The 26,509-nt window shown below is 63.2% G+C and carries 20 protein-coding genes; 14 read left to right on the top strand and 6 right to left on the bottom strand.

Annotated elements, in window-relative coordinates:
- The first annotated feature begins 51 nt into the window (after positions 1-51).
- Together QD172_RS06615 and QD172_RS06610 are read left to right on the top strand one after the other, a co-directional pair.
- Positions 52-1,611, top strand: coding sequence for a sigma-54-dependent transcriptional regulator (locus QD172_RS06615; protein WP_084208116.1), 1,560 nt, complete (start codon positions 52-54; stop codon positions 1,609-1,611).
- A 232-nt stretch (positions 1,612-1,843) separates the two neighbouring features.
- Complete coding sequence (locus QD172_RS06610; protein WP_279855306.1) at positions 1,844-2,443, top strand: MarR family transcriptional regulator; 600 nt, start codon at positions 1,844-1,846, stop codon at positions 2,441-2,443.
- Positions 2,444-2,542: 99 nt separating this feature from the next.
- Here the strand turns inward: QD172_RS06610 and cfa are convergent, their stop codons facing one another.
- Both cfa and QD172_RS06600 read right to left on the bottom strand, forming a co-directional pair.
- The gene (gene cfa, locus QD172_RS06605; protein ID WP_077374696.1) at positions 2,543-3,721 is read right to left on the bottom strand and encodes a cyclopropane fatty acyl phospholipid synthase; all 1,179 of its coding nucleotides are present in this window, start codon (positions 3,719-3,721) and stop codon (positions 2,543-2,545) included.
- A gap of 451 nt (positions 3,722-4,172) precedes the next feature.
- Positions 4,173-4,550 carry a hypothetical protein gene (locus QD172_RS06600; protein WP_077374692.1) on the bottom strand — a complete coding sequence of 126 codons (378 nt, stop codon included), beginning with the start codon at positions 4,548-4,550 and terminating at the stop codon, positions 4,173-4,175.
- 419 nt (positions 4,551-4,969) lie between these two features.
- Here QD172_RS06600 and fdhA point away from each other — a divergent pair, with 419 nt between their 5' ends.
- Complete coding sequence (fdhA, locus tag QD172_RS06595; RefSeq protein WP_176493415.1) at positions 4,970-6,178, top strand: formaldehyde dehydrogenase, glutathione-independent; 1,209 nt, start codon at positions 4,970-4,972, stop codon at positions 6,176-6,178.
- A gap of 126 nt (positions 6,179-6,304) precedes the next feature.
- On the opposite strand, the gene QD172_RS06590 is transcribed toward fdhA, so the two are convergent.
- Positions 6,305-7,681, bottom strand: a complete 1,377-nt coding sequence (locus QD172_RS06590; RefSeq protein ID WP_279855305.1) for a PLP-dependent aminotransferase family protein — start codon at positions 7,679-7,681, stop codon at positions 6,305-6,307.
- A 166-nt stretch (positions 7,682-7,847) separates the two neighbouring features.
- Here QD172_RS06590 and QD172_RS06585 point away from each other — a divergent pair, with 166 nt between their 5' ends.
- Both QD172_RS06585 and argE read left to right on the top strand, forming a co-directional pair.
- Positions 7,848-8,726 carry an EamA family transporter gene (locus QD172_RS06585; protein WP_279855304.1) on the top strand — a complete coding sequence of 293 codons (879 nt, stop codon included), beginning with the start codon at positions 7,848-7,850 and terminating at the stop codon, positions 8,724-8,726.
- Between the two features lie 141 nt (positions 8,727-8,867).
- Positions 8,868-10,106 carry an acetylornithine deacetylase gene (gene argE / locus QD172_RS06580; RefSeq protein WP_347882025.1) on the top strand — a complete coding sequence of 413 codons (1,239 nt, stop codon included), beginning with the start codon at positions 8,868-8,870 and terminating at the stop codon, positions 10,104-10,106.
- A gap of 46 nt (positions 10,107-10,152) precedes the next feature.
- Here argE and QD172_RS06575 read toward each other — a convergent pair whose 3' ends face one another.
- Positions 10,153-11,091, bottom strand: coding sequence for a LysR family transcriptional regulator ArgP (locus QD172_RS06575; RefSeq protein ID WP_077374680.1), 939 nt, complete (start codon positions 11,089-11,091; stop codon positions 10,153-10,155).
- A 161-nt stretch (positions 11,092-11,252) separates the two neighbouring features.
- Here QD172_RS06575 and QD172_RS06570 point away from each other — a divergent pair, with 161 nt between their 5' ends.
- The gene (locus QD172_RS06570; protein ID WP_077374677.1) at positions 11,253-11,858 is read left to right on the top strand and encodes a LysE/ArgO family amino acid transporter; all 606 of its coding nucleotides are present in this window, start codon (positions 11,253-11,255) and stop codon (positions 11,856-11,858) included.
- Between the two features lie 355 nt (positions 11,859-12,213).
- Positions 12,214-13,296 (top strand): 4-hydroxyphenylpyruvate dioxygenase, encoded by a 1,083-nt coding sequence (gene hppD / locus QD172_RS06565; protein WP_279855303.1) that lies wholly within the window; start codon positions 12,214-12,216, stop codon positions 13,294-13,296.
- Between the two features lie 170 nt (positions 13,297-13,466).
- Here hppD and QD172_RS06560 read toward each other — a convergent pair whose 3' ends face one another.
- Positions 13,467-13,952 carry an Lrp/AsnC family transcriptional regulator gene (locus QD172_RS06560; protein WP_077374671.1) on the bottom strand — a complete coding sequence of 162 codons (486 nt, stop codon included), beginning with the start codon at positions 13,950-13,952 and terminating at the stop codon, positions 13,467-13,469.
- 511 nt (positions 13,953-14,463) lie between these two features.
- Here QD172_RS06560 and leuA point away from each other — a divergent pair.
- Positions 14,464-16,188, top strand: a complete 1,725-nt coding sequence (gene leuA, locus QD172_RS06555) for a 2-isopropylmalate synthase (RefSeq protein ID WP_084208120.1) — start codon at positions 14,464-14,466, stop codon at positions 16,186-16,188.
- Between the two features lie 458 nt (positions 16,189-16,646).
- Positions 16,647-17,837: a sodium/glutamate symporter gene (gene gltS / locus QD172_RS06550; RefSeq protein WP_279855302.1), complete on the top strand. Its 1,191-nt coding sequence runs from the start codon at positions 16,647-16,649 to the stop codon at positions 17,835-17,837.
- 144 nt (positions 17,838-17,981) lie between these two features.
- Here gltS and QD172_RS06545 read toward each other — a convergent pair whose 3' ends face one another.
- A complete protein-coding gene (locus tag QD172_RS06545; RefSeq protein WP_279855301.1) occupies positions 17,982-19,478 on the bottom strand; it encodes an SLC13 family permease in 1,497 nt (498 codons plus the stop codon).
- A 526-nt stretch (positions 19,479-20,004) separates the two neighbouring features.
- On the opposite strand from QD172_RS06545, the gene galE reads away from it, so the two are divergent.
- The 5 genes from galE to QD172_RS06520 all read left to right on the top strand — a co-directional run bounded on the left by galE (position 20,005) and on the right by QD172_RS06520 (position 26,436).
- Positions 20,005-21,024 (top strand): UDP-glucose 4-epimerase GalE, encoded by a 1,020-nt coding sequence (gene galE, locus QD172_RS06540; RefSeq protein WP_084208121.1) that lies wholly within the window; start codon positions 20,005-20,007, stop codon positions 21,022-21,024.
- Positions 21,025-21,191: 167 nt separating this feature from the next.
- A complete protein-coding gene (cysQ, locus tag QD172_RS06535) occupies positions 21,192-22,022 on the top strand; it encodes a 3'(2'),5'-bisphosphate nucleotidase CysQ (protein ID WP_077374657.1) in 831 nt (276 codons plus the stop codon).
- A gap of 25 nt (positions 22,023-22,047) precedes the next feature.
- A complete protein-coding gene (locus tag QD172_RS06530) occupies positions 22,048-23,943 on the top strand; it encodes a phosphoethanolamine transferase (RefSeq protein ID WP_271302243.1) in 1,896 nt (631 codons plus the stop codon).
- A gap of 1 nt (position 23,944) precedes the next feature.
- On the top strand, positions 23,945-25,297 hold the full coding sequence (locus tag QD172_RS06525) for a UDP-glucose/GDP-mannose dehydrogenase family protein (protein WP_077374648.1): 1,353 nt from the start codon (positions 23,945-23,947) through the stop codon (positions 25,295-25,297).
- Positions 25,294-26,436 carry a glycosyltransferase family 4 protein gene (locus QD172_RS06520; protein ID WP_077374646.1) on the top strand — a complete coding sequence of 381 codons (1,143 nt, stop codon included), beginning with the start codon at positions 25,294-25,296 and terminating at the stop codon, positions 26,434-26,436. Before QD172_RS06525 ends, QD172_RS06520 begins: the two co-directional genes overlap by 4 nt.
- Positions 26,437-26,509 lie beyond the last annotated feature (73 nt).

Genomic DNA, 26,509 nt, shown 5'->3' with positions numbered 1-26,509 from the left:
TCAGAGCCACCCTGACAGCGGCGATATGCCAACGACAATGCCGAGAATGCCATGCGCCTCAAACTGACCTGTCAGAACCGGATCGGGATTCTGCGCGACATCCTGGCCCCCTTTGCCGATTACGGCCTCAACGTGTTGCGTGGTGAGGTCGGTGGGGAGGCCAACAACTCCATCTATCTGCATGTTCCCAACATGCTGCGCATGCAGCTCTCCACCCTGAAGCCAGCACTGGAGGAAATCCCCGGGGTCTTCAAGGTCACCCGGGTCAGCCTGATGCCCACCGAGCGGCGTCATCTGGAGCTCAATGCGCTGCTGTCATCGCTGTCTGATCCGGTGATGTCCATCGACATGGAGGGACGCGTGGTGGCGGCCAATCGTGCGGCCGGCAAGCTCTTGGGCGTCCGCATCGATGAGGTGCCGGGGCTGGCACTGACGCGTCACATCCAGGATGTCGACCTGCCGGAGCTGATCCGGCGCAACAATGCGCGCGTCAACGGCCTGCGTCTGCGTGTCGGAGAGGAAACCTTCCTGGCCGACATCGCGCCGCTGCATACCGAGAACGAGGACGTGGCCTCGCTGGCGGGGGCCGTGGTCACCCTGCATCGTGCGGACCGTCTGGGCTCGCGAATCTATCAGATCCAGCGTACCGAGGTGCGGGGGTTCGAGGCCATCTTCCAGGCAAGCCGTCAGCTGTCCGCCGTGGTCAAGGAGGCCAGGCGCATGGCGCCGCTGGATGCCCCGCTGTTGATCGAGGGCGAGACCGGCACCGGCAAGGAATTGCTGGCGCGCGCCTGCCATCTGGCCAGTCCGCGCGGGCAGGCACCGTTCATGGCACTCAATTGTGCGGGCCTGCCGGAGTCAATGGCCGAGACGGAGCTGTTCGGTTACGCCCCGGGCGCCTTCGAGGGGGCACGGCCGGAAGGCAAGCTGGGTCTGCTGGAGCTGACCAGTGGTGGCACCATCTTCCTCGATGAGGTCGGCGAGATGAGCCCGCGCATGCAGGTCAAGCTGCTGCGCTTTCTGCAGGATGGTGGCTTCAGGCGTGTCGGCAGCGATGAAGAGACCTTTCTGGATGTGCGCGTCATCTGCGCGACCCAGCAGGACCTGCCGGCGCTGAGCAGCGAAGGGCGCTTCCGCCACGACCTCTTCCATCGCCTGAATGTGCTGTGCGTGCAGATTCCGCCACTCAGGGAATGCCTGGATGGACTGGAGGAGCTGGCACATCACTTTCTCGAACGTGCCGTGCGCCAGATCGGAGCGCGTGTTCGCACTCTCTCACCGGAGGCGATGGCACGCCTGCGCGGCTATCACTGGCCCGGCAACGTGCGCCAGCTGGAAAACGTGCTGTTCCAGGCGGTCTCGCTGTGCGAGGGCGAGGTGATCGAGGCGCAGCATCTGCGCCTGATTGGCGAGGTGCGCGATGAAGGTCTGGACAGCATCGATCTGGCAGGCAGCCTCGGCGATATCCACGACGAGGTGGAGCGGCGCGTGCTGGCGCGTCTTTATCCGGAGTTCCCCTCCAGCCGACTGCTGGCCAAGCGTCTTGGTGTCTCGCACACCACCATTGCCAACAAGCTCAAGCGCCACGGGATCGGCTCGGAGGCGGACTAGCCGCGCGAGGATCACGCGAACGCTCACGCGGGCGCTCAGGCACGCAAACAGGCCAGCGCGCCATCGAAAAGGGGAGTGGCAGGATGCTGCCGAGCGCGTCCCGTCACGCGTGTTTTGATTTGCCCGCTAATAAAGCGTATGATTCCGCCATTCATTAGCAAGCTAAATTGACGTTGGCATCGCGGGGCTCATCCAGGGGGTGAGCCCCGTGGCGTGGAGACGGAGAATCATCATGCAACAAGGCACTGACGACGAAGTGGCGCTGCAGGCGATGAAAGCCTGTGATGATGCTCAACCCCTTCACGAGACCATCAAGCCCTCCCTGGGAGGCCTGCTCGGGCGTGTCCACCGCCTGTGGCGTACCTCGATCACGACCGCGGTCGAGCCATTGGGGATGACGGAAGCCCGCTGGACGGTGATGGTGCATCTGGAGAAGCTTGGCGAGGGCTGTACCCAGCAGATGCTGGCCAGCGAGCTGGGAATCGAGATGCCGTCGTTGACGCGCACGCTCAATCAGCTCGAGTGTCAGCAGCTGATTCGTCGTGAACCCCACGCCACGGATCGCCGTGCCCGCTGCCTGTGGTTCACCGAGGCGGGGCATGAATGCCTTGTGCAATTGGGTGAGCGCATCGCGCGAGTTCGCGAGGAGCTGTATGTCGGCTTCGAGGATGAATCGCTGGATCAGCTGGCCGGTATGCTTCAGGCGCTGGAGCGCAATGCCAGGCACAGCATCTCCCGCTCGCAGGCCGAGTCGGCAGGCAATGCCCCGGCATCACGGACAGGTGCCAGAGGGACGCGCTCCCGGTCACCGGCGCCGCATCATGAGTCATGAGTCATGGGGCATCAAGGGGCAAGTCGTCCCCTGGTGAGTCGCCTTGCCGGACGCCTGGCACGGTTGGAGAGTGCCAGGCGCACGGAGGGCGCAAGCGGATCAGCGTGGTGCGTCGTAACGCCCCGGATTGCCGTGGGTGAAGACCACCTGCCAGAGCTGAAGCTGGCGGGCGCGGAAGGCCCCGGCACAGGCACCCAGATAATACTCGAACATGCGCTTGTCCCGCGTCGTGTAGGTGTCGGCCAGTTCATGCCATCTGGCATCGAGGTTGGCACGCCATGCCATCAGCGTCGGGTCGTAGTCGGCACCGAAATTCTGCCAGTCCTCCATGATCAGGTGATGCTCGCTGGCCTGGATCAGTTGACTGGCACTGGGCAGCACGCCGTTGGGGAAGATATAGCGATTGACCCAGGGGTCCGCGGAGATGTCGCTCAGGTTGGAGCCGATGGTGTGCAGCACGAAGCGTCCGCCGGGGCGCAGCAGCTGCGCGACACGGGTGAAGTAGGTCGCGTAGTTCTTGTGGCCGACGTGCTCGAACATGCCGATGGACACGATGGCATCGAAGGTGCCGACCTCGTGACGGAATTGCTCGTCACGGTAATCCTTGAGCAGGATCTCCACTGGCAGGCCATGGCAATGTTCCCGCGCCAGCGCCGCCTGCTCGGCGGAAATGGTGATGCCGACGACTTCCACGCCATAGTGGCGCGCGGCGTAGGCGGCGAAGCTTCCCCAGCCACAGCCGATGTCCAGCACGCGCATGCCGGGTGTCAGCCCGAGCTTGCGACAGGCGAGATCCAGCTTGGCCTGCTGGGCCTGCTCCAGGTTCTCCGGCGCGATCGGCAATCCTTTCCAGTATCCGCAGCTGTAGCACAGGGTCGGGTCCAGCATGCGGGTGAAGAGGTCATTGCCGAAGTCGTAATGCACCTTGCCCACCACCTCGGCACGACGACGGCTCTGCAGATTGATGACTCCCGCCTGGAGGCGGTAGGCGATGCGCTCACCAAAGGTGTGGGCTCGCTCCCCCAGCCCATGCTTGAGCAGGCGATGGATCATCTCGTCGATCCGTTCGCAATCCCACCAGCCTTCCATGTAAGCCTCACCCAGCCCCAGACTGCCCTGATTCAGCACCCGCCGGAACAGATCCGGATGGCGGACGCAGATATCCCAGGGGTCAGGGCCATTCAGACTGACCCCGGAGCCAGAGAGCAGGCGCTCGACGATCTGTCGTTGACGGTTTTCGGGTAGTGCAACGGGGGCCAGGCGTTGTTCGATACTCATGGAAAAGCCTCCTTGACGGCGCTGGGCGCGTAGAGTCCTGATGGATTCGTCATGGCAAATGGCAGTGATCGATCGCCCCGGGCGTTGGGGCAGTCGAGCGTCTCGCATGGCAATGCTCGGGTGTCACGGCTGTCTGGTACGCAAAAGCTTCGCCTCCGCTCCCGCGTGCTGCGCTGTCCTGGGGGGATGGCAGGCGCCGAACTGGCGAGCGCTTTCGTCTCAGCATAGTCAAGAGTCGTCTAATGCGGCGCTGCAATATCCCGTCGTGGGCGGCAACCCGAGGTTGCGCGTTCCGAACGGCCGTCCGTCTCCGGGGTTTCGTGATGCATGAACGCAAGAAAGCCGCCCTCAGGGGCGGCTTTCTTGCGTTCATGCGTTCTTGTGCTCATGCGCTCTTGCATTCATGCACATGGCCTTGCTGTCAGCTCGGGCTGGCTGACGGGAAGGCGCCTCAGCGGCAGCGGATGGTCCAGGCGACCTTGTAGCCTTCACCTTCGTGGGTGGCGGCGGCCATCTCGGTATCTTCATTGATGGTGCCGCCTTCCAGCTGATCGTTGCCTTCGGCTGCCTTGGACATGCTGTCCTGCGGGCCGAAGACACGGGAATCAAGCACGTCGTACTTGTCGCGATCCTGCTCCTCGCAGACTTCCAGAGCGCGTTCCTTGACCTGAGCGATGGCATCGTCACGGTCCTCATCGACGGCGCTGACCTCGTAACGCGTGTCCTGCTTCTCGATCACGCTGGTGTTGCCACAGCCCGCAATGAAGGCGGTTCCGGCGATGGCGACGGTCATGCAGGCGGTGCGCAGGGCGTTGGATGTCATGGTCATGGTCTCTCCTTGGAATGAATCAGGCCAATGGCTCGCAGCGAGACGCCGTTCACGGAGCGAGGGCTGGCGCGAGCGATTGCCATGGCGAAATGGATTATCCATCGTGCTCTGCTGATTGACGTGGGGGCAGTGTCACTGGCTTCAAGTGTGGCGATGCATCGACGCATCCTGTCGGTCAGGCGCGACGACCTCGGTCATGCGCACTGCCACTTTGGTCGTGGCATGTCTCGCATGGGCATGTCGATGCCTCATCTGGACAGCTCACCCGTGGCAAGTGGCCTAGTCTGCAGGGGCCCTTCAGGTCGGACGCCACCGACAGGGGGCAGGTGGTCGGCGTATCGGCAAGTGACGGGAGATGTCGTCAGCGTGCCTGTCTGACGCCGTCCATGCACCAAATCCCATGCCAGCAGGAGCACGTCATGTCAGCCAATGCCAATCGCGGAGTCGTCTACCAGGGAGCGGGGAAGGTGAGTGTCGAATCACTGGACTATCCGACCCTGGCGCTGGGAAATCGCAAGTGTGAACACGGCGTCATTCTCAAGGTCGTCTCGACCAATATCTGTGGTAGCGATCAGCACATGGTGCGTGGCCGGACCACGGCGCCCCAGGGCCTGGTGCTGGGCCACGAGATCACCGGACTGGTCGTCGAGGCTGGCCGCGACGTGGAATTCATCAAGGTCGGCGACATCGTCTCGGTCCCGTTCAACATCGCCTGCGGGCGCTGCCGCAACTGCAAGGAAGGCAAGACGGGGATCTGCCTGAACGTCAATCCGGCGCGTCCCGGCGCCGCCTATGGCTATGTCGACATGGGCGGCTGGACTGGTGGTCAGACGGATTACGTCATGGTGCCCTATGCCGACTTCAACCTGCTCAAGTTCCCGGATGCCGATCAGGCGATGGAGAAGATCCGTGACCTGACGCTGCTCTCCGACATCTTCCCGACAGGCTTCCATGGCTGCGTGACTGCAGGGGTCGGGCCGGGCGCCACGGTCTACATCGCGGGGGCCGGGCCGGTGGGGCTGGCGGCGGCGGTGTCTGCCCAGCTGCTGGGGGCGGCCTGCGTCATCGTGGGCGACATGATTCCCGAGCGTTTGCAGCAGGCCGAGAGCTTCGGCTGCGAGACCATCGACCTGCGTCAGGAAGGCTCGATGGAGGACAAGGTCGAGGCGATTCTCGGCGAGCGCGAAGTGGATTGCTTCGTCGATTGCGTCGGCTTCGAGGCGCATGGCTGTGGATGTGATCATGGGCGTGAGCAGCCGGCGACGGTACTCAACTCGGCAATGGCGCTGACGCGTGCCGGCGGCCAGATCGGCATTCCCGGCCTCTATGTCACCGAAGATCCGGGCGCCGAGGATGAGGCCGCCAAGGTCGGTGCACTCTCCATGCGCTTCGGACTGGGCTGGGCCAAGTCTCACTCGTTGCACACGGGGCAATGTCCGGTGATGAAGTATCACCGCCCGCTGATGCAGGCGATCCTGTTCGGGCGCGTCAATATCGCCGATGCGGTCAACGTGCAGGTCATCAGTCTGGAAGAAGCGCCGCAGGGCTACGCGGACTTCGACGGTGGCGCTGCCAAGAAATTCGTCATCGACCCCCATGCCATGGTGCGCAACGGGCACGCTGCCTGATATCGGGCATGAGAGACCCTTCGTGACAGGAGGCTTTCGCTACAGACGACGCTGCCACGCCCTGTTGACCGGGGCGTGGCAGCGTCGTCTGCATTGTCTGACAGGCGCATGTGAGCACGACAACCTTCAGCGTTTGCAGTGATTCGCGATCAACGTCATCAGGCGGGCGAGTTCCTGCTCGATCCGCTCATCCGGTGCAAGGCCGATATTGAGACGCAGACAATTGCGATAGCGCGCAGATTCGGTAAACCAGGGGCCGATCCGGATATCAAGCTGTGCCTGCTCGGCGGCCTTGCCGAGGGCCCTGGCATCGAGGCCGGGCACCTCGATCCACAGCACCAGGCCACCTTGTGGTTGCGTCACGCGACTGCCCTCGGGCAGATGCTGACTCAGATAGTTGAGGTAGTGGGCCTTGTGCTGGATGAGCTGGTGACGGACACGTTTGAGGTGACTGGCATAGGCGCCGGAATCGATGAAGTCCGCGACGGCGCACTGTACCAGCGTCGGCACACCCAGCGCGCGCTTGAGATACGGCGGAAGGAATCGACCGGGCCGACACCAGCCCAGTCGGTAGCTCGGTGACAGGGTCTTGGAGACCGAACCACACCAGATGACGAAGCCACCTTCGTCGTGGCAGGCCGTTGGCAGTGGCGGCGCTTCGCGATGGGTGAGCTCGAGATAGACATCATCCTCGATCACCGGCACGCGGTAGTGATTGGCAAGCCTGGCCAGGCGCTGTTTCTGCGCGGGAGTGAGGGTGATGCCTTGGGGATTCATGTGAGTGGTGCAGAACAGCCCGGCCTGCAGCTGACCGTTGGCGAGATGCTGTTCGAACTGATCGAGATCGATGCCTTGTGCACTCGAGGGAATCTCGATGACGTCGAGGGACAGCTGCGAGAGCAGATCCAGCAGGCCGTTGTAGCACGGTGAGCTGACTGCCACCGTGTCGCCGGGTTGCGTGCAGACCTCAAGCGCCGTCCTGACCGCATCCATGCAGCCGTGAGTGATGACCAGCTCCTCACTGCCCAGCGCAAAGCCGGCCTGGGTGAAATGGCTCGCCAGGGCGCTCAACAGTGCGGGTTCGCCTTGCGCGGCGGGATACTGGGTGAGGGTATGCACGGCCCGCTTCATGGCGCGGCGCAGGCTGCGATCCAGTGCCTGCCGGGTCGCCTTGTCCAGCGCCAGATGCGCAGTGCCCAGCGGCCCGCACCACCTCTGCGTGCGATGGCGATGCGTGGCGGGCGTGATGACTCGGCTCTCGAAGGACTGCCAGGTGGGCGCGGGCATGACACGTGAGGGCTCGGCGATGAAGAACCCCGATTGTGGGCGAGCCATCAGCCAGCCCTGCGATTCCAGCTCCGCATAACAGCTGACCGCCGTCGACACGCTGATGCCGTGCTGGCGGGCAAACTGGCGCAGCGACAGCATGCGATCCCCGGTACTGAGTCTGCCGGCCTGAATATCCTGAATGCACTTCTCTGCCAGCTGTCGATAGCGTGCCATGAGCGAACTGTACTGGTGGAATGTCCAGAAACTGTATCTGTACGGCCTTGGTGCGGCAAGCGAGACTGGCCCTCGTATGCCGCACGTCATCACCGTGATGTTCCACGGTCACGGACAGCGGCGGTCATTGCCCGTCGTCAAGGGAACCTCGATCAGGAGACACGCCATGCAGGGACGCGATCTATTGCTCATCACCAGCGTGATGGCAATCTGGGGCTTCAACTTCTCGATGATCAAGCTGGGGGTCAGTGACATGGATCCCTTGCTGATCGCCGCGGCGCGCTTCGCGTGTGCCACCTTTCCGCTCATCTTCTTCATCCGCAAGCCGCAGGTGCCGTGGCGCTACCTGATGGCCTACGGGTTGGTGTTCGGTACCGGTATCTGGGGCATGGCCTCATGCTCGATCACCTTCGGACTGTCCTCTGGCATGGCGGCGGTCCTGTTGCAGACCGATGTGCTGACCACGGTGCTGGTCGGCGTGCTGCTCTACCGGGAGTTCATCTCGCCGCGCATGGCGGCAGGTATTCTGGTCTCGCTGGTGGGGCTGGTGGTCTCCGTCTTCACCACCAACGGCAACGTGACCCTGGCGGGACTTGCCTTCATCCTGCTGGCGGCGATCTGCTGGCCCCTGGCTGGCGTGATTCTGCGCAGCTCCGGCACGCGCACACCTTTCGCCTTCAACCTCTGGGGCATGCTGTTTGCGCCGCTACCGCTGATGGCGTTGAGCGTCGCGATGAATGGCTGGGGGGTGCTGAGTGCCACCTATCAACAGTGGGGGATGGATGCCTGGGTCTCGGTGCTGTTCCAGGCCTATCCGACGACCCTCTTTGGTTACTGGGTCTGGAACCGGATGCTGCTCAAGTATCCGATGAGTCAACTGGCCCCCATGACCTTGCTGGTCTCGGTGTTCGCGTTGCTCAGTGGTTACGCCATCTTTGATGAGCAGTTGTCGCTGGCACAGTGGCTCTCGTGCAGCATCTTCCTGTTCGGGATCGCGCTGGTGCTCTATCCCCCGCGTCGCAAGGCGCTTGCGGCCTGTGGCTGATCGCGGCACTCCTGGCCCGGTGCCTGGCGTGGCCTGGCGCTTGTTGTCAAAGGTGCGCTGCGCTATACCGGTGAGCACATGAGGCCAGCGCGTTGCGCATGGTGCTCTCCGCTCAGATGTCCCCGAACAGGAATGCCCCCCATGCACGCTTCCGCCACCAGCGCCGTCGATAACGCCAGCCTGATGCCTCAGCACGCCGACTTCTCCGATTGGCCGAACAGCCGTGAATGGCTGGCGCATCTGATCCATTTCGCGACCGTGTCACGTGACTCGAATCTGGCGTTGATCCATTGCCTGCGTGATGCTCTGGAAGTGGCCGGTGTCAGCGCCGAGGTCATTCATGATGATGGCGGTGACAAGGCCAATCTGCTCGCGGTGATCGGCCCTGACGTGGAGGGCGGTGTGGTGCTGTCCGGGCATACCGATGTGGTGCCGGTGGAGGGGCAGGCCTGGGACAGTGATCCCTTCACGCTGCGCGAGGCCGATGGCCGCCTGTATGGGCGGGGCTCATCCGACATGAAGGGCTTCATCGCCTGCTGCATGGCGGCGGTGCCGGCGCTGGTGAGTGCAGCGCGTGATGGCAAGCTTGAAAGGCCTGTGATTTTCGCCTTCTCGTATGATGAAGAAATCGGCTGTCTCGGCGCGCCGCGCATGATCGCGCGTCTGCGTGATCGCCTGCCGCGCCCGGCGGCGGTGCTGGTGGGGGAGCCGACCTTGATGAGCGTCGTCGATGCCCACAAGGGCATCACGGTCATCCGCACCACGGTGACCGGCAAGCCGTCGCATTCCAGTCAGGTCAATCTGGGGGTCAGCGCGATTCATCTGGCGGCACGCATGGTCACCTTCATCGAGGACCGCATGCAGGCGCGCATCGATTGTGGGCATCTCGACGAGCGTTTCGAGGTGCCGCATGCCAGCCTGCATGTCGGGCGCATCGAAGGCGGCACGGCCGTCAACATCACCGCAGGGCAGTGCATCTTCGATTGGGAGTTGCGCCATCTGCCGGGCGAGGATGTCGAGGCGATGCTGGCGGAGATCGATGCCTACGCGGAGCGTCTGCTCGTGCCCTATCGCGAGCGGGCGCCCGAGGTGGCGATCCACAGTGAGCGCACGGTGGAGACGGTGCCGGCGCTGGGGCAGGGCGAACGTGATCCGGCGATCCATCTCTGTCAGCGTCTGCTGGGGGAGGCGCGTGCCAGTCAGGCGGTGACCTATGCCACCGAAGCGGGCCAGTTCCAGCGCGAAGGCTGGCCGACGGTGGTCTGCGGGCCCGGCTCCATCAGCGTGGCCCATCAGGCCAACGAGTACATCGACATCCGCCAGCTGGCGGCCTGTGATCGCTTTCTCGCTCAGCTGGTGCGTGAGCAGCAGACGAGCTGAGTGCGAGGGGCTGGCGTGATGCGGACAGGGTCATGAGCTCACAGGATCACAGGGTCCCCGGGCGTGGCGGTTGCTGCTCCGGTATGGGCAGCAGCATGGCGCTGCAGTGACGCAGCAGGTGATCAGTGAGCTGTTCGAGGGTGCTGCCGCCATGGCGCCAGTGATGCCAGTAGAGCGGGATGTCCAGCGCGTGGTCCGGCGCGATATCGACCAGTTCACCGCTGTCCAGCAGGTGGCGCGCCTGCTGCTCGGGAATCATCCCATAGCCCATGCCACTCAAGGCCAGGTGAACGAAGCCTTCTGAGGAGGGACAGAGGTGATGCGGGAAAGGCTCGTCGAAGCCCATCTCGGCCAGTAGCCGATGCTGCAGACGGTCATCCCGGCCATAGACGATGGCGGGCATGCTGCGCAGTTTCTCGGCAGGCAGACGTGACGGGATGACGCCATCCTCTCCGGCGATGTGGCGGCGCACGAAATCCGGGCTGGCCAATGCGCGATACCGCATGCTGCCCAGCGGGTGTGAGCGAGCCCCCTGGACCGGGCGTGGGGTCGAGCAGATGCAGCCCGCCACCTCGCCATCGCGCATGCGCTTGAGGGCGACCTCCTGATCTTCCACCAGCATGTCCAGCAGCAGCTCGTGCGTCTGACAGAAGGCACCGGTGACCTGTGGCCACCAGGTGGCCAGCGAGTCGGCATTGATGGCGATGCGCAGGCGCTGCTCGCTGTCACCGAGAGCGGGAATCTGATCCAGCAGGTCATGCTCCAGCAGGCGCACCTGCTGCACATGATTGAGCAGACGCCGCCCCAGCGGAGTCGGCCCCAGGCGTGGCGTGCGCACCAGTACCGGCTGACCCAGACGGGCCTCCAGCAGCTTGATGCGCTGCGAGACCGCTGATTGTGTCAGGCCCAGCGCGCGTGCCCCGCGCTCGAAACCTGCCTGGTCGATGACGGCGGCCAGCGCCTCCAGCAGTTTGTAGTCCAGCATCAGAAATCCTTATGAGCCATTCCCTGAATCAATTTCCATGATGTATTCATCCTAGCGTACTCTGCCTGCGGCTGCAGCGCCGGGAAGTCCGGAAGCGCGCCGAAGACAGACAGGGGCGCAACGCGCTGAATCAGAGAGTCAAGCAAGGGAAGGGCAGTGTCATGTGGTGGTCAGTGTTCAATGGAGCAGGTGTCGGGGCCGGGCTGATCATCGCCATCGGTGCCCAGAATGCCTTCGTGCTGGGTCAGGGGCTCAAGCGCGAACATCAATGGTGGGTCGCGGGGCTCTGTGCGCTGTGTGATTGGCTGCTGATCGTGGCGGGGGTCTTGGGGCTGGGGGCCTTGATGCAGCAATCCCCCATGTTGATGAGCATCGCGCGTTGGGGAGGTGTCGCCTTCCTGCTCTGGCAAGCCGTCAAGGCGCTGGGGCGCATGCGCAGTGGTGGGCAGCTCACGGCGAGTACGGCGCTCAAGGCGAGCCTTGGCAAGGTGCTGATGGCGACTCTGGCGGTGACCTTGCTCAATCCGCAGGTCTATCTGGATACCTTGGTGATGCTGGGCGCCATCGGGGCACAACAGAGCTCGCCGGCGGGCTTCATCGCCGGAGCCAGCCTGGCCTCGATGGTCTGGTTCTTCGGGCTGGTGGCCTGTGCTGGCTGGCTGGCACCCCGCCTGACCAGTCCGCGTGCCTGGCAGGTCATCGAAGCCTTCATCGCGGCCATTCTGCTGGCCGTCGCCTGGCAGCTGGGCAGTGGCGCCTGGCTCTAGTGGCCAACGCAAGACGGGCATGTGGCAGTCTCAGGCGCGACGCGCCGATAGGTGTAAAGAAAGCATGACGCAGTGTCAGGCGCTCGCGGCAGTGAGAGCGCCCCGGGTGAGCAGTGTCGAGATGGCCGTCAGCACTATGGCAGAGTTTCGTTACATGTCTGGCGTGGGGGGAGGCAGGATACGGCACCAATGAGGGCGCAAGGTGCATGGGCAGGGCGGCAGGCAAGGCATAGATTCCCGATAACGGAATCGGGACATCACAGGTGATGTGCGGCGCGTTCGCCTGTCATGAAGGATGTCGCCCGCCTTTCTCTACCTTGCCTGCCTTGTCGGCAGCCTGACTCAGGAGTACCTCATGAACGCACCGGCGCGTATCGAACAGCACAATCCCATCGGCACGGACGGCTTCGAGTTCGTCGAGTTCACGGCCCCGGATGCCGCCGGGATCGATGCCCTGCGTGGGCTGTTCTGCCAGCTTGGCTTTACCGAGACGCGGCGTCATCGCTCCAAGCAGGTGTTCCTGTTCCAGCAGCATGGCATCAATGTGGTGCTCAACGCCGAGCCGAACAGCCCCGCGGCACGCTTCGCGGCGATTCATGGCCCGAGTGCCTGTGCGATGGCCTGGCGCGTGGCAGATGCCGAGCAGGCGCATCGCTACGCGCTGGCGCACGGCGCACGCAGTGTCGAGCACCCTGTCGGCCCGGGAGAGGTCGGTATCCCAGCGGTGGAGGGGATTGGCGGCTCGGTGCTGTATTTCGTGGATCATCACCGGGAACGCTCGATCTACGACACCGACTTCGTCGCCATCGAGGGGGCGGTGGAGAATGCCAACAGCGTCGGCCTGCATACGCTGGATCATCTGACGCACAATGTCGGACGCGGCCAGATGGATGTGTGGGCGGACTTCTATGCCCGTATCGCCAACTTCCGCGAGATCCGTTATTTCGATATCGAGGGCAAGATGACCGGGCTCTTCTCGCGAGCCATGACAGCGCCCTGCGGCAAGATGCACATCCCCATCAACGAGTCCGCCGACGACAACTCCCAGATCGCGGAATTCATCCGGGATTACAACGGGGAAGGCATCCAGCATCTGGCGATGGCGACGGATGACATCTATGCCACCGTCAAGGCGCTCAAGGCCAATGGCGTCAAGTTCCTGACCACACCCGAACCCTATTATGAAAAGGTCGATGCACGGGTGCCCAACCATGAAGAGAACGTCGAGGATCTCAAGGCCTTGAGCCTGCTGGTGGATGGCGCACCGGGTGAAGGAATCCTGTTGCAGATCTTCACCGAGACGGTGATCGGGCCGATCTTCTTCGAGATCATCCAGCGCAAGGGCAATGACGGTTTCGGTGAAGGCAATTTCAAGGCGCTGTTCGAATCCATCGAGGAAGACCAGATCCGTCGCGGGGTGCTGGAGGGCGAGCAGTGAGCTTCATCGCGAGCAGCGGGCGCTCACCAGAGCTGGCCCGCCGGAGTGACCAGCTAGCGTGGCCGTCAGCCTGAACCTTCCGCCTGATGAACCTTCCGCCTTGAAACGACGACGCCCCGCCGAGATTCGGCGGGGCGTCGTCGTTTGGTCAACTGGCCCTCATGGCGTCATCACATCGTCGGCACGCGCTGATGGTCGATCACCTGACGCAGCACGAAGCTTGAATGCACGCCGGTGACGCCCTCGATACGGGTGATCTGCTTGAGCAGCAGGTCGTGATAGTCATCCATGTCATTGACGACCACCTTGAGCTGGTAGTCGGCTTCCTGACCGGTGATCAGCAGGCACTCCATCACCTGGGGCAGCGCCGCGATGGTTTCCTCGAAGTTGGCGAAGCGCTCCGGGGTATGGCGGTCCATCGAGATATGCAGCAGCGCCATCAGGCTCAGGCCCAGCTTGCGGGCATCGACCTGTGCCCGATACCCCGTGATCATGCCGCTTTCTTCCAGGGCACGTACCCGGCGCAGGCAAGGTGACGGTGACAGGCCAATGCGCTCGGCGAGCTCCTGATTGCTGATGCGTCCCGACTGCTGGAGTTCGTCAAGAATCCGTCGATCGAAGCGGTCCAGTGTCGGGAGAGAAATGTTCTGGCTCATTTTTCGCAATCCATTGGCGGTGAAGGTGTGAATTATGAAATAAAATGCTTTCAAGATGGCGGTTTAGTGGGTTTTTCGCAATCATGCGCCCCGATATGAAGCATATACTGTAATCACTGTTCAGCGATTCAGATGTTCGACCATCAGGGTCGTGCGAGCAGGTGGACTGGCCACCCTGTCCAGCCCGCTTCCTGCGGAACCCGGCTCGCTTCTGATCGATGCGAGGCCGCTGAGAGGCATTCGACGGTGATCCCGCGATCTCTCCTTCCGCGCTGGCAACCGTGATCCGGAGCCACGTCCTGTCGCAGGTAGCGGCCATGTTCTCTACCTCCGACTTGCTTGCCCGTCGCACTGGCGGCAAGCTTTCGGATGCGAGGGCCTTGATGCCCTCGTCATCTCACATTTACTCAGGCGCCCCGATTGGGACACTGTTGAGCGGGAAAGGTGCCATCGAATCCGCATCCGGATGTCGAACGTTGCTTTCCACGCCCACCACGCCAAGGACACGACCATGACTGCTGCATCCACGCCAAGTGCTGCCTTCGACCACACCAAATATCGCCCCGTCACGCCTGTCGCGCTGACCGACCGCCAATGGCCGTCGCGTACCGTGACCCAGGCGCCGCTATGGGCCAGTGTCGACCTGCGCGATGGCAACCAGGCGCTGCTTGAGCCGATGACGGTCGAGCAGAAGAAGCTGATGTGGAAGCTGCTGGTCAAGATCGGCCTCAAGGAGATCGAAGTCGGTTTCCCGTCCGCCAGTCAGCTCGATTTCGACTTCGTGCGCTGGTTGATCGAGGAAGACCAGGTGCCGGAGGGTGTCAGCATCCAGGTGCTGGTGCAGGCGCGTGAGCACTTGATCGCCCGTACCTTCGAGTCACTGGTCGGGGCGCGCGATGCCGTGGTGCACGTCTACAACTCCACCTCCACCGTTCAGCGCGAGCGGGTGTTCGAGATGGATCGTGAGGGCATCAAGGCCATCGCCGTCGAAGGTGCGCAGCTGGTCAAGGACTACGCTGCGCGTTACCCGGACACCCACTGGGTGTTCCAGTACTCGCCGGAGAGCTTCACTTCCACCGAGATGGATTACGCCGTCGAGGTCTGTGAAGCGGTGATGGATGTCTGGCAGCCGACACCGGACAATCGCTGCATCCTCAACCTGCCGGCCACGGTGGAAGTGGGCCCGCCCAATCACTTCGCGGATCAGGTCGAGTACTTCATCAAGCACTTGAGCCGTCGTGACTGCGCGATCATCTCGCTGCATACCCACAACGACCGGGGCGGTGCCGCTGCCGCTGCCGAGCTCGGCCTGCTGGCCGGGGCGGATCGTATCGAGGGAACCTTGCTGGGCAATGGTGAGCGTACCGGCAACATGGACCTGATCACCATGGCGATGAACCTCTACAGCCAGGGGATCGACCCGGAGCTGGATCTCTCCAATCCCGACGAGATCATCCAGGTCTACACCGAGTGCACCAACCTGCCGGTGCATCCGCGTCACCCGTGGGTTGGGGAGCTGGTCTACACCGCTTTCTCCGGCAGCCATCAGGACGCGATTCGCAAGTGTCTCAAGAAGCAGCAGGCGGACGAGCCGTGGCAGGTCGCCTATCTGCCCATCGACCCGCAGGATCTGGGTCGCGACTTCCAGGCGGTGATTCGCGTCAACAGCCAGTCCGGCAAGGGCGGCATGGCCTTCCTGCTCGAACGCGATCACGGCATCAGCCTGCCGCGCTGGATGAGCCTCGAGCTCGCCCCGCACGTGCAGAAGGCCAGCGAGCAGGTCAGTGGTGAGCTGTCCAGCAACCAGATCCGCGCGATTCTCGATGCCAGCTTCAAGCGCGAGGCACCGCTGAGTCTCAAGGGCTATCGACTGGATCGTGAGGGGGCCGAGCAGCTCACCGCGACACTGATTGACGAGAAGGGTGAGCAGATCGCGCTGGCCGGTGAAGGCAACGGTGCCATCTCCGCCTTCATGGATGCCTGGCAGCGCCACACCGGTGCCACCGTCAGCGTGGTGGACTACGGCGAGCATGCGCTCGGGGAAGGCAGTGACGCCGTGGCGGTGGCCTTCGTGATGCTCAATCTCGATGGCAAGCGCGTCTGCGGCATGGCCGAGGATGGTGACACCGTGAGCGCGTCACTCAAGGCGGTGCTGTCGGCGGTCAATCGCGGCCTGGAAAGCAGTGCACGCAGTGAAGCGGAACGTGCCGAAGAGGCGGGTCCCGTCGCCGTCTGACGGCAATGAGCGACACGAGCGTCCACGAAAGGCGGAAATCCTTCTTGCAGTGACGGTCCACGAAGCCCTCGCCCCTTGCGGCGAGGGCTTCGTCGTTTCTCAAGGCCGATCACTCCCCAGCCCAGTCATGGCAAGGGATGAGCGCAATGTCAGTAGCTGATAACCCCGGCCTTGGCATGGCGAGCGGATATAGACTTTTGTCGGAAGTTGTCTGACGAGTCAATATCCGGACTTGCACCGGTGCCATCCCTGCGTATCATCGCTGCATCCGCGTAAATGATAACGATCTGGTGGTACAACGGATTCGAGAGCACAACAATTCCAAGCGGTGCAAGGGCAACCCCCCTGAGTGACGAGACAATGGATGTGTCCCCATCCCCTCGTCGGTCGGGATTCGCCGGTGCACCTCTCGTTCAGGAGGTCCGCTAGAACAACCCACAACTACTCATCGGTATCGCATGATTCAACTTGATGCTATCACTACCCTGCTGCTGGCGGCGCTTGTCCTCGTCGTCGGTCATCTGATTGTCGAGCGCGTACGCGTGCTGCGCGAGTTCAACATCCCCGAACCTGTGGTCGGCGGTCTCATCGCCACCCTCATCGTCACCGGCCTGCGTGGCCTGGGCTACGAGTTCCAGTTCTTCGCCGGTCTCCAGACCCCCTTCATGTTGCTGTTCTTCGGCTCGGTCGGCCTGTCGGCGGACGTCCGCATGATTCGTGCCGGCGGTAGCAAGCTGATCCTGTTCCTCGTGCTGGTCATCGGCCTGCTCATCCTGCAGAACCTGCTGGGTGTCGGTGTTGCCAGCCTGTTTGGCCTCGACCCGGTACTGGGGCTGCTCGGCGGTTCCATCACCATGTCCGGTGGTCACGGTACAGGGGCTGCCTGGGCCAACGTCTTCGCCGACGAATATGGCATCAATGGCGCGATGGAAGTCGCGATGGCCTGTGCCACCTTCGGGCTGGTGTTCGGGTCGCTGATCGGTGGACCGACGGCACGTTTCCTGATCAATCGCATGAAGCGTGAAGGACAGGACATCAATGCCCAGGTCAGCGATTCCGAGTATGACGAGACGGAAGTCCAGCACCCGCTGAATACCGCCAATGCTCTGAAAACACTCTTCATGTTGCTGCTCGGGGTCGTCAGCGGTCAGCAGCTGCAGACACTCACGGCGGATACGGCCTTCTCGCTGCCGACCTTCGTGTGGGTGCTGTTCAGCTGTATCGTCATCGGCAACGTGGTGCGCGCCTTCGGCGACAAGCACCTCAATACCCATGCCGTGGATGTGCTGGGCAACATCAGTCTGTCCATCTTCCTGGCACTGGCACTGATGACGCTCAAGCTCTGGGATCTGGCCAATCTGGCACTGCCGATTCTGGCCATCCTGCTGGCACAGGTCGCGCTGGTGTTCCTCTACACCACCCAGGTCACCTTCCGCCTGATGGGCAAGAACTACGACGCTGCGGTGCTGGTCGCGGGTAACTGTGGTTTCGGCATGGGCGCCACGCCGACGGCGATCGCCAACATGCAGGCGGTCACGCAGCACCACGGGCCGTCGCGTCTGGCCTTCATCATCGTGCCGGTGGTGGGTGGCTTCCTGATCGATATCGCCAACTCGCTGATCATCAAGGGCTTCCTCGGCTTCTTCTGAACATGACAGCAGGTGTCATGATGGGATGTCGCAGAATCTGCCTGGCATGAACGACAACGCCGGACTCCATGGGAGTCCGGCGTTGTCGTTTCGGGGAATCCCCCTTGCGGCGCGAGTGATGGGTCACGTCACGCTGTCAGGGAATCAGCTCCACAGTGCCACGATCAGGCCATAGGCCAGCAGCGTGACCACCACGGTGCCTGCCAGGTTCAGGAAGAAGCCGGCGCGCATCATGGTCTGGATCTTGAGGTGCCCGGTGGCGAACACGATGGCATTGGGTGGCGTGGCCACCGGCATCATGAAGGCGCAGCTGGCCGCGATGGCCGCCGGCACGGTGATCAGCAGCGGGTCGATGTCCAGCGACAGCGCAAGCGCGCCCAGCAGGGGCAGGAAGGCGGCGGCCGTCGCGGTATTGGACGTGACCTCTGTCAGGAAGATGATCACCAGTACCACGATGCCCACGAGCCCGATGAGCGGCAGCACGCTGAACATCGACAGCTGTGCGGCGATCCACTCCGCCAGACCCGAGCTCTTGATGACGCCCGCCAGTGCCAGTCCACCCCCGAACAGCAGCAATACGCCCCAGGGCAGGTCACGCGCGTCTTCCCACACCAGCAGGCGACGACCGCGTGAGGTGCCGGAGGGAATCGCGAACAGTCCGACGCCGATGGCCATGGCGATGCCGGTATCCGACAGCCACTCAAGGCCGCTCTGATTGATCAGCGGGCGGAACATCCACAGCAGGGCGGCTACCAGGAAGGCGATGCCGACACGTTTCTCGGCGCTGCTCATGACACCCAGTGCCTTGAGCTCACGCTTTATCATCTCGCCACTGTCCGAAGTCTCGGATGCGAAGGAGAAGGGCGTGCGCGTCAACCACCACCAGGTGATGGTGCACATCGCGATGGCCACCGGCAGGCCGACGACCATCCACTGGGCGAAGCCGATCTCGATGCCCTGGTCACTGGACAGGTAACCCGCCAGCAGGGCATTCGGCGGCGTACCGATCAGTGTCGCGATACCGCCAAGGCTGGCGGAGTAGGCGATGGCCAGCAGCAGGGCGGCGGCGTAGCGCTTCAGCTCCGGGTCGTCGCTGTCGCGCTCATCCCGGCCACTGGACATCAGGCTGACCACTGACATGCCGATGGGCAGCATCATGATGCTGGTCGCGGTATTGGATACCCACATGCTGATGAAGCCGGTAGCGATCATGAAACCGGCGATCTGACGGCGGGGTGAATGGCCGGCAAGCTTCAGCGTATGCAGGGCCACGCGGCGATGCAGGTCCCAGCGCTGCATGGCGATCCCGAGCAGGAAGCCACCGAGGAACAGGTAGATAGTCGGATTGGCATAGGCTGCCGTGGTGCTCTTGATGTCGTCGATGCCAAGTGCGGGCACCAGCACGATGGGCAACAGCGATGTCACCGGTATCGGCAATGCTTCGGTGGCCCACCAGGTCGCCATCAACAGCGCCAGGCCCACGCAGAGCCAGGCGGTGTCCGGCATGTCGCCCGGGGCAGGGGTCAGCCAGGTCAGCAGCAGCAGGAGCGGACCGAGTATCAGACCGATACGCGCCGCAAGTGGCGCTTGTGGCGGCGTGGAGGATTGATCAACGACGTGATCGGTAGGTTGCTCAGGCATGTCGACTCCAGAGAAGCCCGCTGGCGACAGGCTTCCTCATCATGTTGGTCATCGTGTTGTTGGTATGGGTCATGGTAGGTGATGGCACGTTGTCGTGTTGGCGTTGTTCACTGCACGGCATGCATTCGTTCCTGAACGGGAGGTCATGCACGTCGTGTCATGCTGCCTGCGTCGGTCGATCGCCGCCGAGAGTCGGTCAGGTGGGGCTTTCGGGCCGGCAGGCGGCGCCATTGTCTCAGCATTGCGCCACGGCTCAATAGCCTTCATTGCCTGTTTCGAAACTCCCGTGGGTGAAACCTTGACGCCGCGCAAGCGCGACGCTCGATCCGAGGCGCTCAGGTCGCGTGCGAGGCCTTGCGTGACGCCATCCTGCACGGGTCAGGTTGCTGTCTGGCGACAGACGCTGTCGTTGGCTGTGGACTTGTGAGCGCAAGGGCTGGAAGGTAGGGTTAGCAGCCATGAACGGGGCCGGCGCAGGTCAACTGCGCGGCCCACTGTCGCGTTACTTTCACAAGGAAGATGATGGATGATTCTGGTCACGGGTGGTGCAGGCTACATCGGGTCTCATACGGTATTGGCGCTCATGGAGGCCGGCCATCAGGTGCTGGTGCTGGACAACCTGTCCAATGCCAGCGAAGCCTCCCTCGCGCGCGTGGCGACGCTTGCCGGACGCGAAGTGCCGTTCGTCGAAGGGGATATCCGCAACGGCGCGCTGCTCGACAGCCTGTTCGAGCGTCATGATATCGAGGCCGTGGTCCACTTCGCCGGGCTCAAGGCGGTGGGCGAGAGCGTCGCCAAGCCGCTGGCCTACTACGACAACAACGTCAATGGCACCCTGGTGCTGTGTGACGCCATGGCGCGGGCCGGCGTCAAGCGTATCGTGTTCTCTTCCTCCGCCACCGTGTATGGCGATCCGGCGTCCACGCCGATCCGTGAAGACTTCCCGACGTCCGCGACCAACCCCTACGGCCGCTCCAAGCTGATGGTCGAGGAAGTGCTGCGTGACCTGTCCGTGGCGGATGACAGCTGGCGCATCGCGCTGCTGCGTTATTTCAATCCGGTGGGTGCCCACGAGTCCGGTACCATCGGTGAGGACCCCAACGGCATCCCCAACAACCTGGTGCCCTATATCAGCCAAGTGGCGGTGGGTCGCCTTGAAGAGCTGGCCGTGTTCGGTGATGACTATCCGACGCCGGATGGCACCGGGGTGCGTGACTACATCCATGTCGTCGACCTGGCCGATGGCCACCTCAAGGCGCTGGACTATCTGGCCGGTGATGCGCGTGATGGCGTCCACACCTACAACCTGGGCACCGGCACTGGCTATAGCGTGCTGGACATGGTCAAGGCCTTCGAGAAGGCCAGCGGTCGCCCGGTGCCTTATCGCATCGCGCCGCGGCGTTCCGGTGATATCGCCGAATGCTGGGCGGAGCCGGACAAGGCCTTCAAGGAATTGAAGTGGAAGGCGGAGCTGGGGCTGGATCGCATGATGGCTGACAGCTGGCGTTGGCAGTCACGCAACCCCAATGGCTATCGCAGCAACTGAAGCAGGCATAGCAGCACCGATTGAGATGGGCGTGCGAGTGAGCTCGCACCCCGTCATCAATGGCTTCCTGGAAGCGGCCGTGGGCAGAATCCGCGGCCGCTTTTGCGTATGATGGCCCCGAGCTGAAAGCCGCGTGCTGACTCCCTTGAATTATCTGCGAGACTTCCATGAATCAGTCTGATGTCACCCCTGATCTTGAACTTCTGACGGCCATCGAGACGCTCTGCCGTGAAGCGGGGCAGGCGATACTCGCCGTTGCGCAGGGCGGCGATCTCGAGACACGCGCCAAGGCCGATGACAGTCCGGTGACGGCCGCGGATCTTGCGGCACACCGTGTGCTGGTGGAGGGGCTGGCCCGCCTGACGCCGCAGATTCCGGTGCTCTCCGAGGAAAGCGACAAGGCGGATATCGTGGCGCGCCGTGACTGGCAGACCTTCTGGCTGGTGGACCCGCTGGATGGCACCCGCGAGTTCGTCAACGGCAGTGGCGAATACACCGTCAATGTCGCCTTGATCCAGGGGACGCGCAGCGTGCTGGGCGTGGTGGATGCGCCGGTGCTCAGGGCGACCTGGAGCGGGCTTGATGGCGTGGGCGCGTTTCGCGAGGACGCCAATGGACGAACGGCCATTCGCGTCAGCCCGGAGCCCGAGGTGTTGAGAGTCGTGGCCAGCAAGTCGCATCTCGATGCGCAGACGGCGGCGCTGATCGAGCGTCTGACGCCGGTCGAGACCGTCAGCTGCGGCAGTTCGCTGAAATTCTGTCGTATCGCCGAAGGCGACGCGGATCTCTACCCGCGCTATGCCCCGACCTGCGAGTGGGACACCGCCGCGGCGCAGGCCGTGCTGGAAGCGGCGGGCGGGTGTGTCTTCGATGCGCAGAGCCTGACCGATGGTCAGCCTGATGTCCTGCGTTACAACGCGCGTGACACCCTCAGAAATCCTTTCTTCATTGCCTGTGGCCAGTCTGACGGTCGCTGGCGCCAGGTGCTGGAGTGCTGACGCTTGCGCCTGAGCGAGATGACTCATGATGCGTGAAACCCATGACAATGAGCGGCCCGGGGCCGGTGGTGGCAAAGGCATGCTGCGCCGCGCGGGGCGTGCTCTCTTTGCCAGACGCGCCGATGGCGGTGTCGCCGGTGGGCTGATCAGCGCCGTGCTGCTGTCATCGCTGGCCAGTCTGGTGCCATTGATCTACCACGGGCTGCTCGAGGGTGGTCTGATCCTTATCGGCAACCTGCTGCTGTGGCCGTGTCTGCTGGCGGCAGCCCATCGCCCACGCTGGCGCTGGCCGGCACTTGGCCTGATGGCCGCACTGGGCGTCAATCTCTCGGCCAGTGTGGTCAGCGCCGTCTATTACGATTCGCGCTATGGCCTGGCCTTCGCGCTGAGTTCGCTGGATACCAGTCGCAGCGAGTCGATGGCGATGCTGTTCAAGTTCCCGCTGGCACTCATCGTGCCGCTGGGGTTCTTCCTGCTGGCCCTGTCACTGGCCAATCGCCATGGGGCGGGGTTGGCTCGCGCCCGGCTGGGGGGGCGCAGCGGAATCGCCTTCGTGCTCTGGATGCTGATGCTGCTGGCTGGTAGCTGGCAGTGGGGGCGTGCCAGCGTGCCGCTGGCCATCACCACGCTGTCGGTATCGCCGGGCTGGAACCTGGCCACCACCTCACATGCCTGGTGGGAAAAGGAGCGTTTCAAGGCACTGATGGCGGATGACTACGATTTCGGCAAGGTCACGCTCAGCCCTGAAGTGCCGGATGATGCGGTCTTCGTGCTGGTGATCGGTGAGTCCCAGCGGCGTGATCAGCTGTCGCTCTACGGGTATTCGCGTCCGACCACGCCCAATCTCGACGCCCGTCGTGATCAGCTGGTGGTCTTTGATCAGGCCATCGCGCCGGCGCCGCAGACGGTGCTGGCGGTGCCGATGCTTTCCAGTCTGATGGACCCGCGCACCTTCTCGCCGCGCTATCTGGATGCCAACCTGATTTCACTGGCCAATCAGGCCGGCATGCATACGGAGTGGCTGTCGCGTCAGGGGCTCGATATCACCTCCGAGCGCACCTGGATCACCGCCATCGCCCAGCGTGCCGACGTCGCCAGAACCATCATGACGGAGTACGACGACGGACTGCTGGATGCACTCGATGAGGCACTGGCGCGCAAGGTCAAAGGGCCGCGACTGATCGTGCTGCATCTGTACGGCAGCCATCCGCCGGCCAGCCTGCAGTACCCCGACTCGCTGCGTTACTTCCTGACACCGGACAGTACCTCGCCGCTGACCGATGCCTATGACGACAGCATCCGCTTCACGGACCAGGTGCTGGAGGGCGTCTTCCAACGTCTCGAGGGTCGCCACGCCGGCGTGCTCTACCTTTCCGATCATGGTCTTGAGCATGATCCGCTCAGCGATGCCTACGTGCATGGCGGTGATCGCCCCAGCCAGGCGCCTTATCGCATTCCCCTGTGGCTGTGGCAGGCGGGGCGTGGTCCCAATCCCGAGCGTGAGATGGTGCATCTGCGCGAGCATGCCCGTCAGCCGTTCGCCAGTTTTGATCTTCCCTATCTGGCCAGTGACTGGATGGGAATCCACTTCTCGGGGGACAAGCCATGTCTGTCACCCTGGTCGGCCTGCTATCAGCCGCGCGAGCGCCATCCAGTGCTGGATCAACTGGGGCGTCTGAACTTCTTCGAGGATCTGCCGTCGGACTTTCTTGCCCGGCCGCTGGCCCCCGGTGCCGAAGAACTGGAAGAGGCCGTGGAGGCCACGACGCGTCTGCTGGAAAGTCCGGATGGCTTGCTCGACAGCGCTTCGGATGGCGCGTCATCCGCTCGTGCACAATCTTCTGGCGTGACGGCGAGGGAAACCTCCGCGCCGATCACCCTGTCACCCCCTTCACTACCCTCAGAGACACCCAAGGACTGACATGAAAATCACTGTCTTCGGAACAGGTTACGTAGGTCTGGTCACCGGCACCTGTCTGGCGGATGTTGGCCATGACGTGATCTGCATGGACGTGGACGCCGCCAAGATCGAGCGCCTCAAGCAGGGTGAGATCCCCATCTTCGAGCCGGGACTCGAGAGCATGGTGACGCGCAACGTGGAGGCAGGGCGTCTCAACTTCACCACCGACGCCCGCGAGGCCGTCGCGCACGGCGTGCTGCAGTTCATCGCCGTGGGCACGCCGCCGGATGAAGACGGCAGTGCCGATCTCAAGTACGTGCTGGCCGTGGCGGGCACCATCGGTGAGCACATGGATGACTACAAGGTCATCATCGACAAGTCCACCGTGCCGGTGGGCACTGCGGATCGCGTGCATGCCCGGGTGGCAGAGGTGCTCAAGCACCGCGGCGTGAGTGTTGCGTTCGATGTCTGCTCCAACCCGGAATTCCTCAAGGAGGGCGCGGCGCTGGAGGACTTCACGCGCGGTGCCCGCATCGTGGTCGGCACCGATTCCGAGGCGGTGCGCGAGCGCATGCGCGAATGCTACGCCCCCTACAATCGCAACCATGAAAAGCTGATGTTCATGGATGTGCGTGCCGCCGAGCTGACCAAGTACGCCGCCAACGCGATGCTGGCCACCAAGATCAGCTTCATGAACGAGATCTCCAATCTGGCCGAGCGTCTCGGGGCGGATATCGAGGAAGTGCGTCGCGGGATCGGCAGTGATCCGCGCATCGGCTACCACTTCATCTACCCGGGCTGTGGCTACGGTGGCTCCTGCTTCCCGAAGGATGTCCAGGCACTGGCACGTACCGCCAGTCAGGTAGGCTATGAGGCCGAGCTGCTCACCGCGGTGGAATCCGTCAACAAGCGTCAGAAGGTCACGCTGTTCGAGAAGCTGTCACGCGCCTTCGATGGCGATCTCGCCGGCAAGACCATCGCCGTCTGGGGGCTGGCCTTCAAGCCGAACACCGATGACATGCGCGATGCGCCGAGCCGCACGCTGATGGAAGCGCTGTGGGCGGCGGGTGCCAAGGTGCAGGCCTATGACCCGGAAGCGATGAAGGAATGCCGTCGTATCTACGGTGAGCGCGATGACCTGGTGCTGGTCGCGGATCGCATCCAGGCGGTCAAGGGTGCGGATGCGCTGGTGGTGTGCACCGAGTGGAAGGAATTCCGCACGCTGGATGGCGAGTGGTTGAAGCAGCAGCTGGCCTTCCCGGTGGTGGTGGATGGCCGCAACCTCTTCGAGCCGTCCGCCATGAAGTCTGCCGGCCTGATGTATTACGCGGTCGGCCGTGGTGATTCCATGCATCAAGCCCCGGAGGCCTCGTGAGCGCGGGTCTCGCGAGGTCAGAAAAGCTGGCCGCGATTGCCATTCGTCAGGTCGAGAAGAGCACCGGTGCCAGTCGCAACGCCTTCGAGCAGGCGGACGCCCTGACCGCGCTGGGGTATCGCGTGGTGATTCTCGCCGAACGTGGCAAGCCTGAGCTGGCGCGGGAGCATGGCGCGGAGCTGGTGCGTCTGTGGCGCTGGCCGTTCAAGGGGGCCTATCGGCGCTTCTGGTTCAATCGTCGGGTTCAGGCATGGGCCCGTCGCCACACGCCGGACCTGCTGGTCAGCCATGGGGATTGCGAGAGCCCGGATACCGTCTATCTGCACAACTGCGTGCATCTGGCGTCACAGTGCATCCATGGCCGTGATCTGCCTGAGAATCATGAAGTGGCCGCGATCCATGATCACGTGCTCAATGGTGGCAAGTTCCGTCAGGTGGCGGTCAATTCGCGCATGATGGGCGATGATCTCGTCGAGCGCTACGCGATCTCGCCGGACAAGATCGAGATCAGCTACCCGGGCTATGACCCGGTGCAGTTCACGCCCGAGCGTGCACGTGCCGGCCGTGAAGCCCAGCGTGAGGCGCTTGGCGTCAGTGGGGAAGAGCAGTTGATCGGGCTGGTGACCTCAGGGAACTTCACCAAGCGCAATGTGGCCGGATTCGTCGCCATGGCCGCGCTGATGGAGCAGGCCAGCCCCGGACGCTATCGTTTTCTGGTGGTGGGCAAGGATGATGCTGCGCCCTACCAGCAGCAGGCGCAGGTGGCCGGCGTGGCTGAGCGCATGATCTGGCGTTCGACCATCGCCGAGGTCGAAACGCTCTATGGTGCGCTGGACCTGTTCGTTCTGCCGGCACATATCGAGGAATTCGGACGTGTCGCGCTGGAAGCCATGGCCTGTGGTACGCCGGTACTGCTCAATGCGCGTGTCGGCTCGGCCGAGTTGCTCGACGATCACCCCTCGCTGGTGATGGCCGCGCAATCCAGCCCGACGCAGTGGGCCGAGCGCTGTACCCATCTGCTGGAGAGCGACTCCGATGCGCTGAGCAGAACCCTGGCCGCACTTGCCACGGGCTACTCCCATCAGGCCCAGAACCTCAAGCTCAAGGCCAGTTTCGAGGCATTGATGGCGGGGCGCTGAGCGAATCACCTGCTGATCAGAAAGCCCTGTATTCCGCTGGATACGGGGCTTTTTTTCTGTCAGGCATCGCGCG

Source organism: Cobetia sp. 10Alg 146 (assembly GCF_029846385.1).
GTDB classification, from domain to species: domain Bacteria; phylum Pseudomonadota; class Gammaproteobacteria; order Pseudomonadales; family Halomonadaceae; genus Cobetia; species Cobetia marina.
The sequence above is the reverse complement of the archived record's forward strand: the minus strand, read 5'-3'. Positions and strand labels throughout refer to the sequence as shown.

Coding starts and splice junctions, on each gene's coding strand:
- QD172_RS06615 (WP_084208116.1), top strand. CDS start 52: ATGCGCCTCAAACTGACCTGTCAGAACCGGATCGGGATTCTGCGCGAC.
- QD172_RS06610 (WP_279855306.1), top strand. CDS start 1,844: ATGCAACAAGGCACTGACGACGAAGTGGCGCTGCAGGCGATGAAAGCC.
- cfa (WP_077374696.1), bottom strand. CDS start 3,721: ATGAGTATCGAACAACGCCTGGCCCCCGTTGCACTACCCGAAAACCGT.
- QD172_RS06600 (WP_077374692.1), bottom strand. CDS start 4,550: ATGACCATGACATCCAACGCCCTGCGCACCGCCTGCATGACCGTCGCC.
- fdhA (WP_176493415.1), top strand. CDS start 4,970: ATGTCAGCCAATGCCAATCGCGGAGTCGTCTACCAGGGAGCGGGGAAG.
- QD172_RS06590 (WP_279855305.1), bottom strand. CDS start 7,681: ATGGCACGCTATCGACAGCTGGCAGAGAAGTGCATTCAGGATATTCAG.
- QD172_RS06585 (WP_279855304.1), top strand. CDS start 7,848: ATGCAGGGACGCGATCTATTGCTCATCACCAGCGTGATGGCAATCTGG.
- argE (WP_347882025.1), top strand. CDS start 8,868: ATGCACGCTTCCGCCACCAGCGCCGTCGATAACGCCAGCCTGATGCCT.
- QD172_RS06575 (WP_077374680.1), bottom strand. CDS start 11,091: ATGCTGGACTACAAACTGCTGGAGGCGCTGGCCGCCGTCATCGACCAG.
- QD172_RS06570 (WP_077374677.1), top strand. CDS start 11,253: ATGTGGTGGTCAGTGTTCAATGGAGCAGGTGTCGGGGCCGGGCTGATC.
- hppD (WP_279855303.1), top strand. CDS start 12,214: ATGAACGCACCGGCGCGTATCGAACAGCACAATCCCATCGGCACGGAC.
- QD172_RS06560 (WP_077374671.1), bottom strand. CDS start 13,952: ATGAGCCAGAACATTTCTCTCCCGACACTGGACCGCTTCGATCGACGG.
- leuA (WP_084208120.1), top strand. CDS start 14,464: ATGACTGCTGCATCCACGCCAAGTGCTGCCTTCGACCACACCAAATAT.
- gltS (WP_279855302.1), top strand. CDS start 16,647: ATGATTCAACTTGATGCTATCACTACCCTGCTGCTGGCGGCGCTTGTC.
- QD172_RS06545 (WP_279855301.1), bottom strand. CDS start 19,478: ATGCCTGAGCAACCTACCGATCACGTCGTTGATCAATCCTCCACGCCG.
- galE (WP_084208121.1), top strand. CDS start 20,005: ATGATTCTGGTCACGGGTGGTGCAGGCTACATCGGGTCTCATACGGTA.
- cysQ (WP_077374657.1), top strand. CDS start 21,192: ATGAATCAGTCTGATGTCACCCCTGATCTTGAACTTCTGACGGCCATC.
- QD172_RS06530 (WP_271302243.1), top strand. CDS start 22,048: ATGATGCGTGAAACCCATGACAATGAGCGGCCCGGGGCCGGTGGTGGC.
- QD172_RS06525 (WP_077374648.1), top strand. CDS start 23,945: ATGAAAATCACTGTCTTCGGAACAGGTTACGTAGGTCTGGTCACCGGC.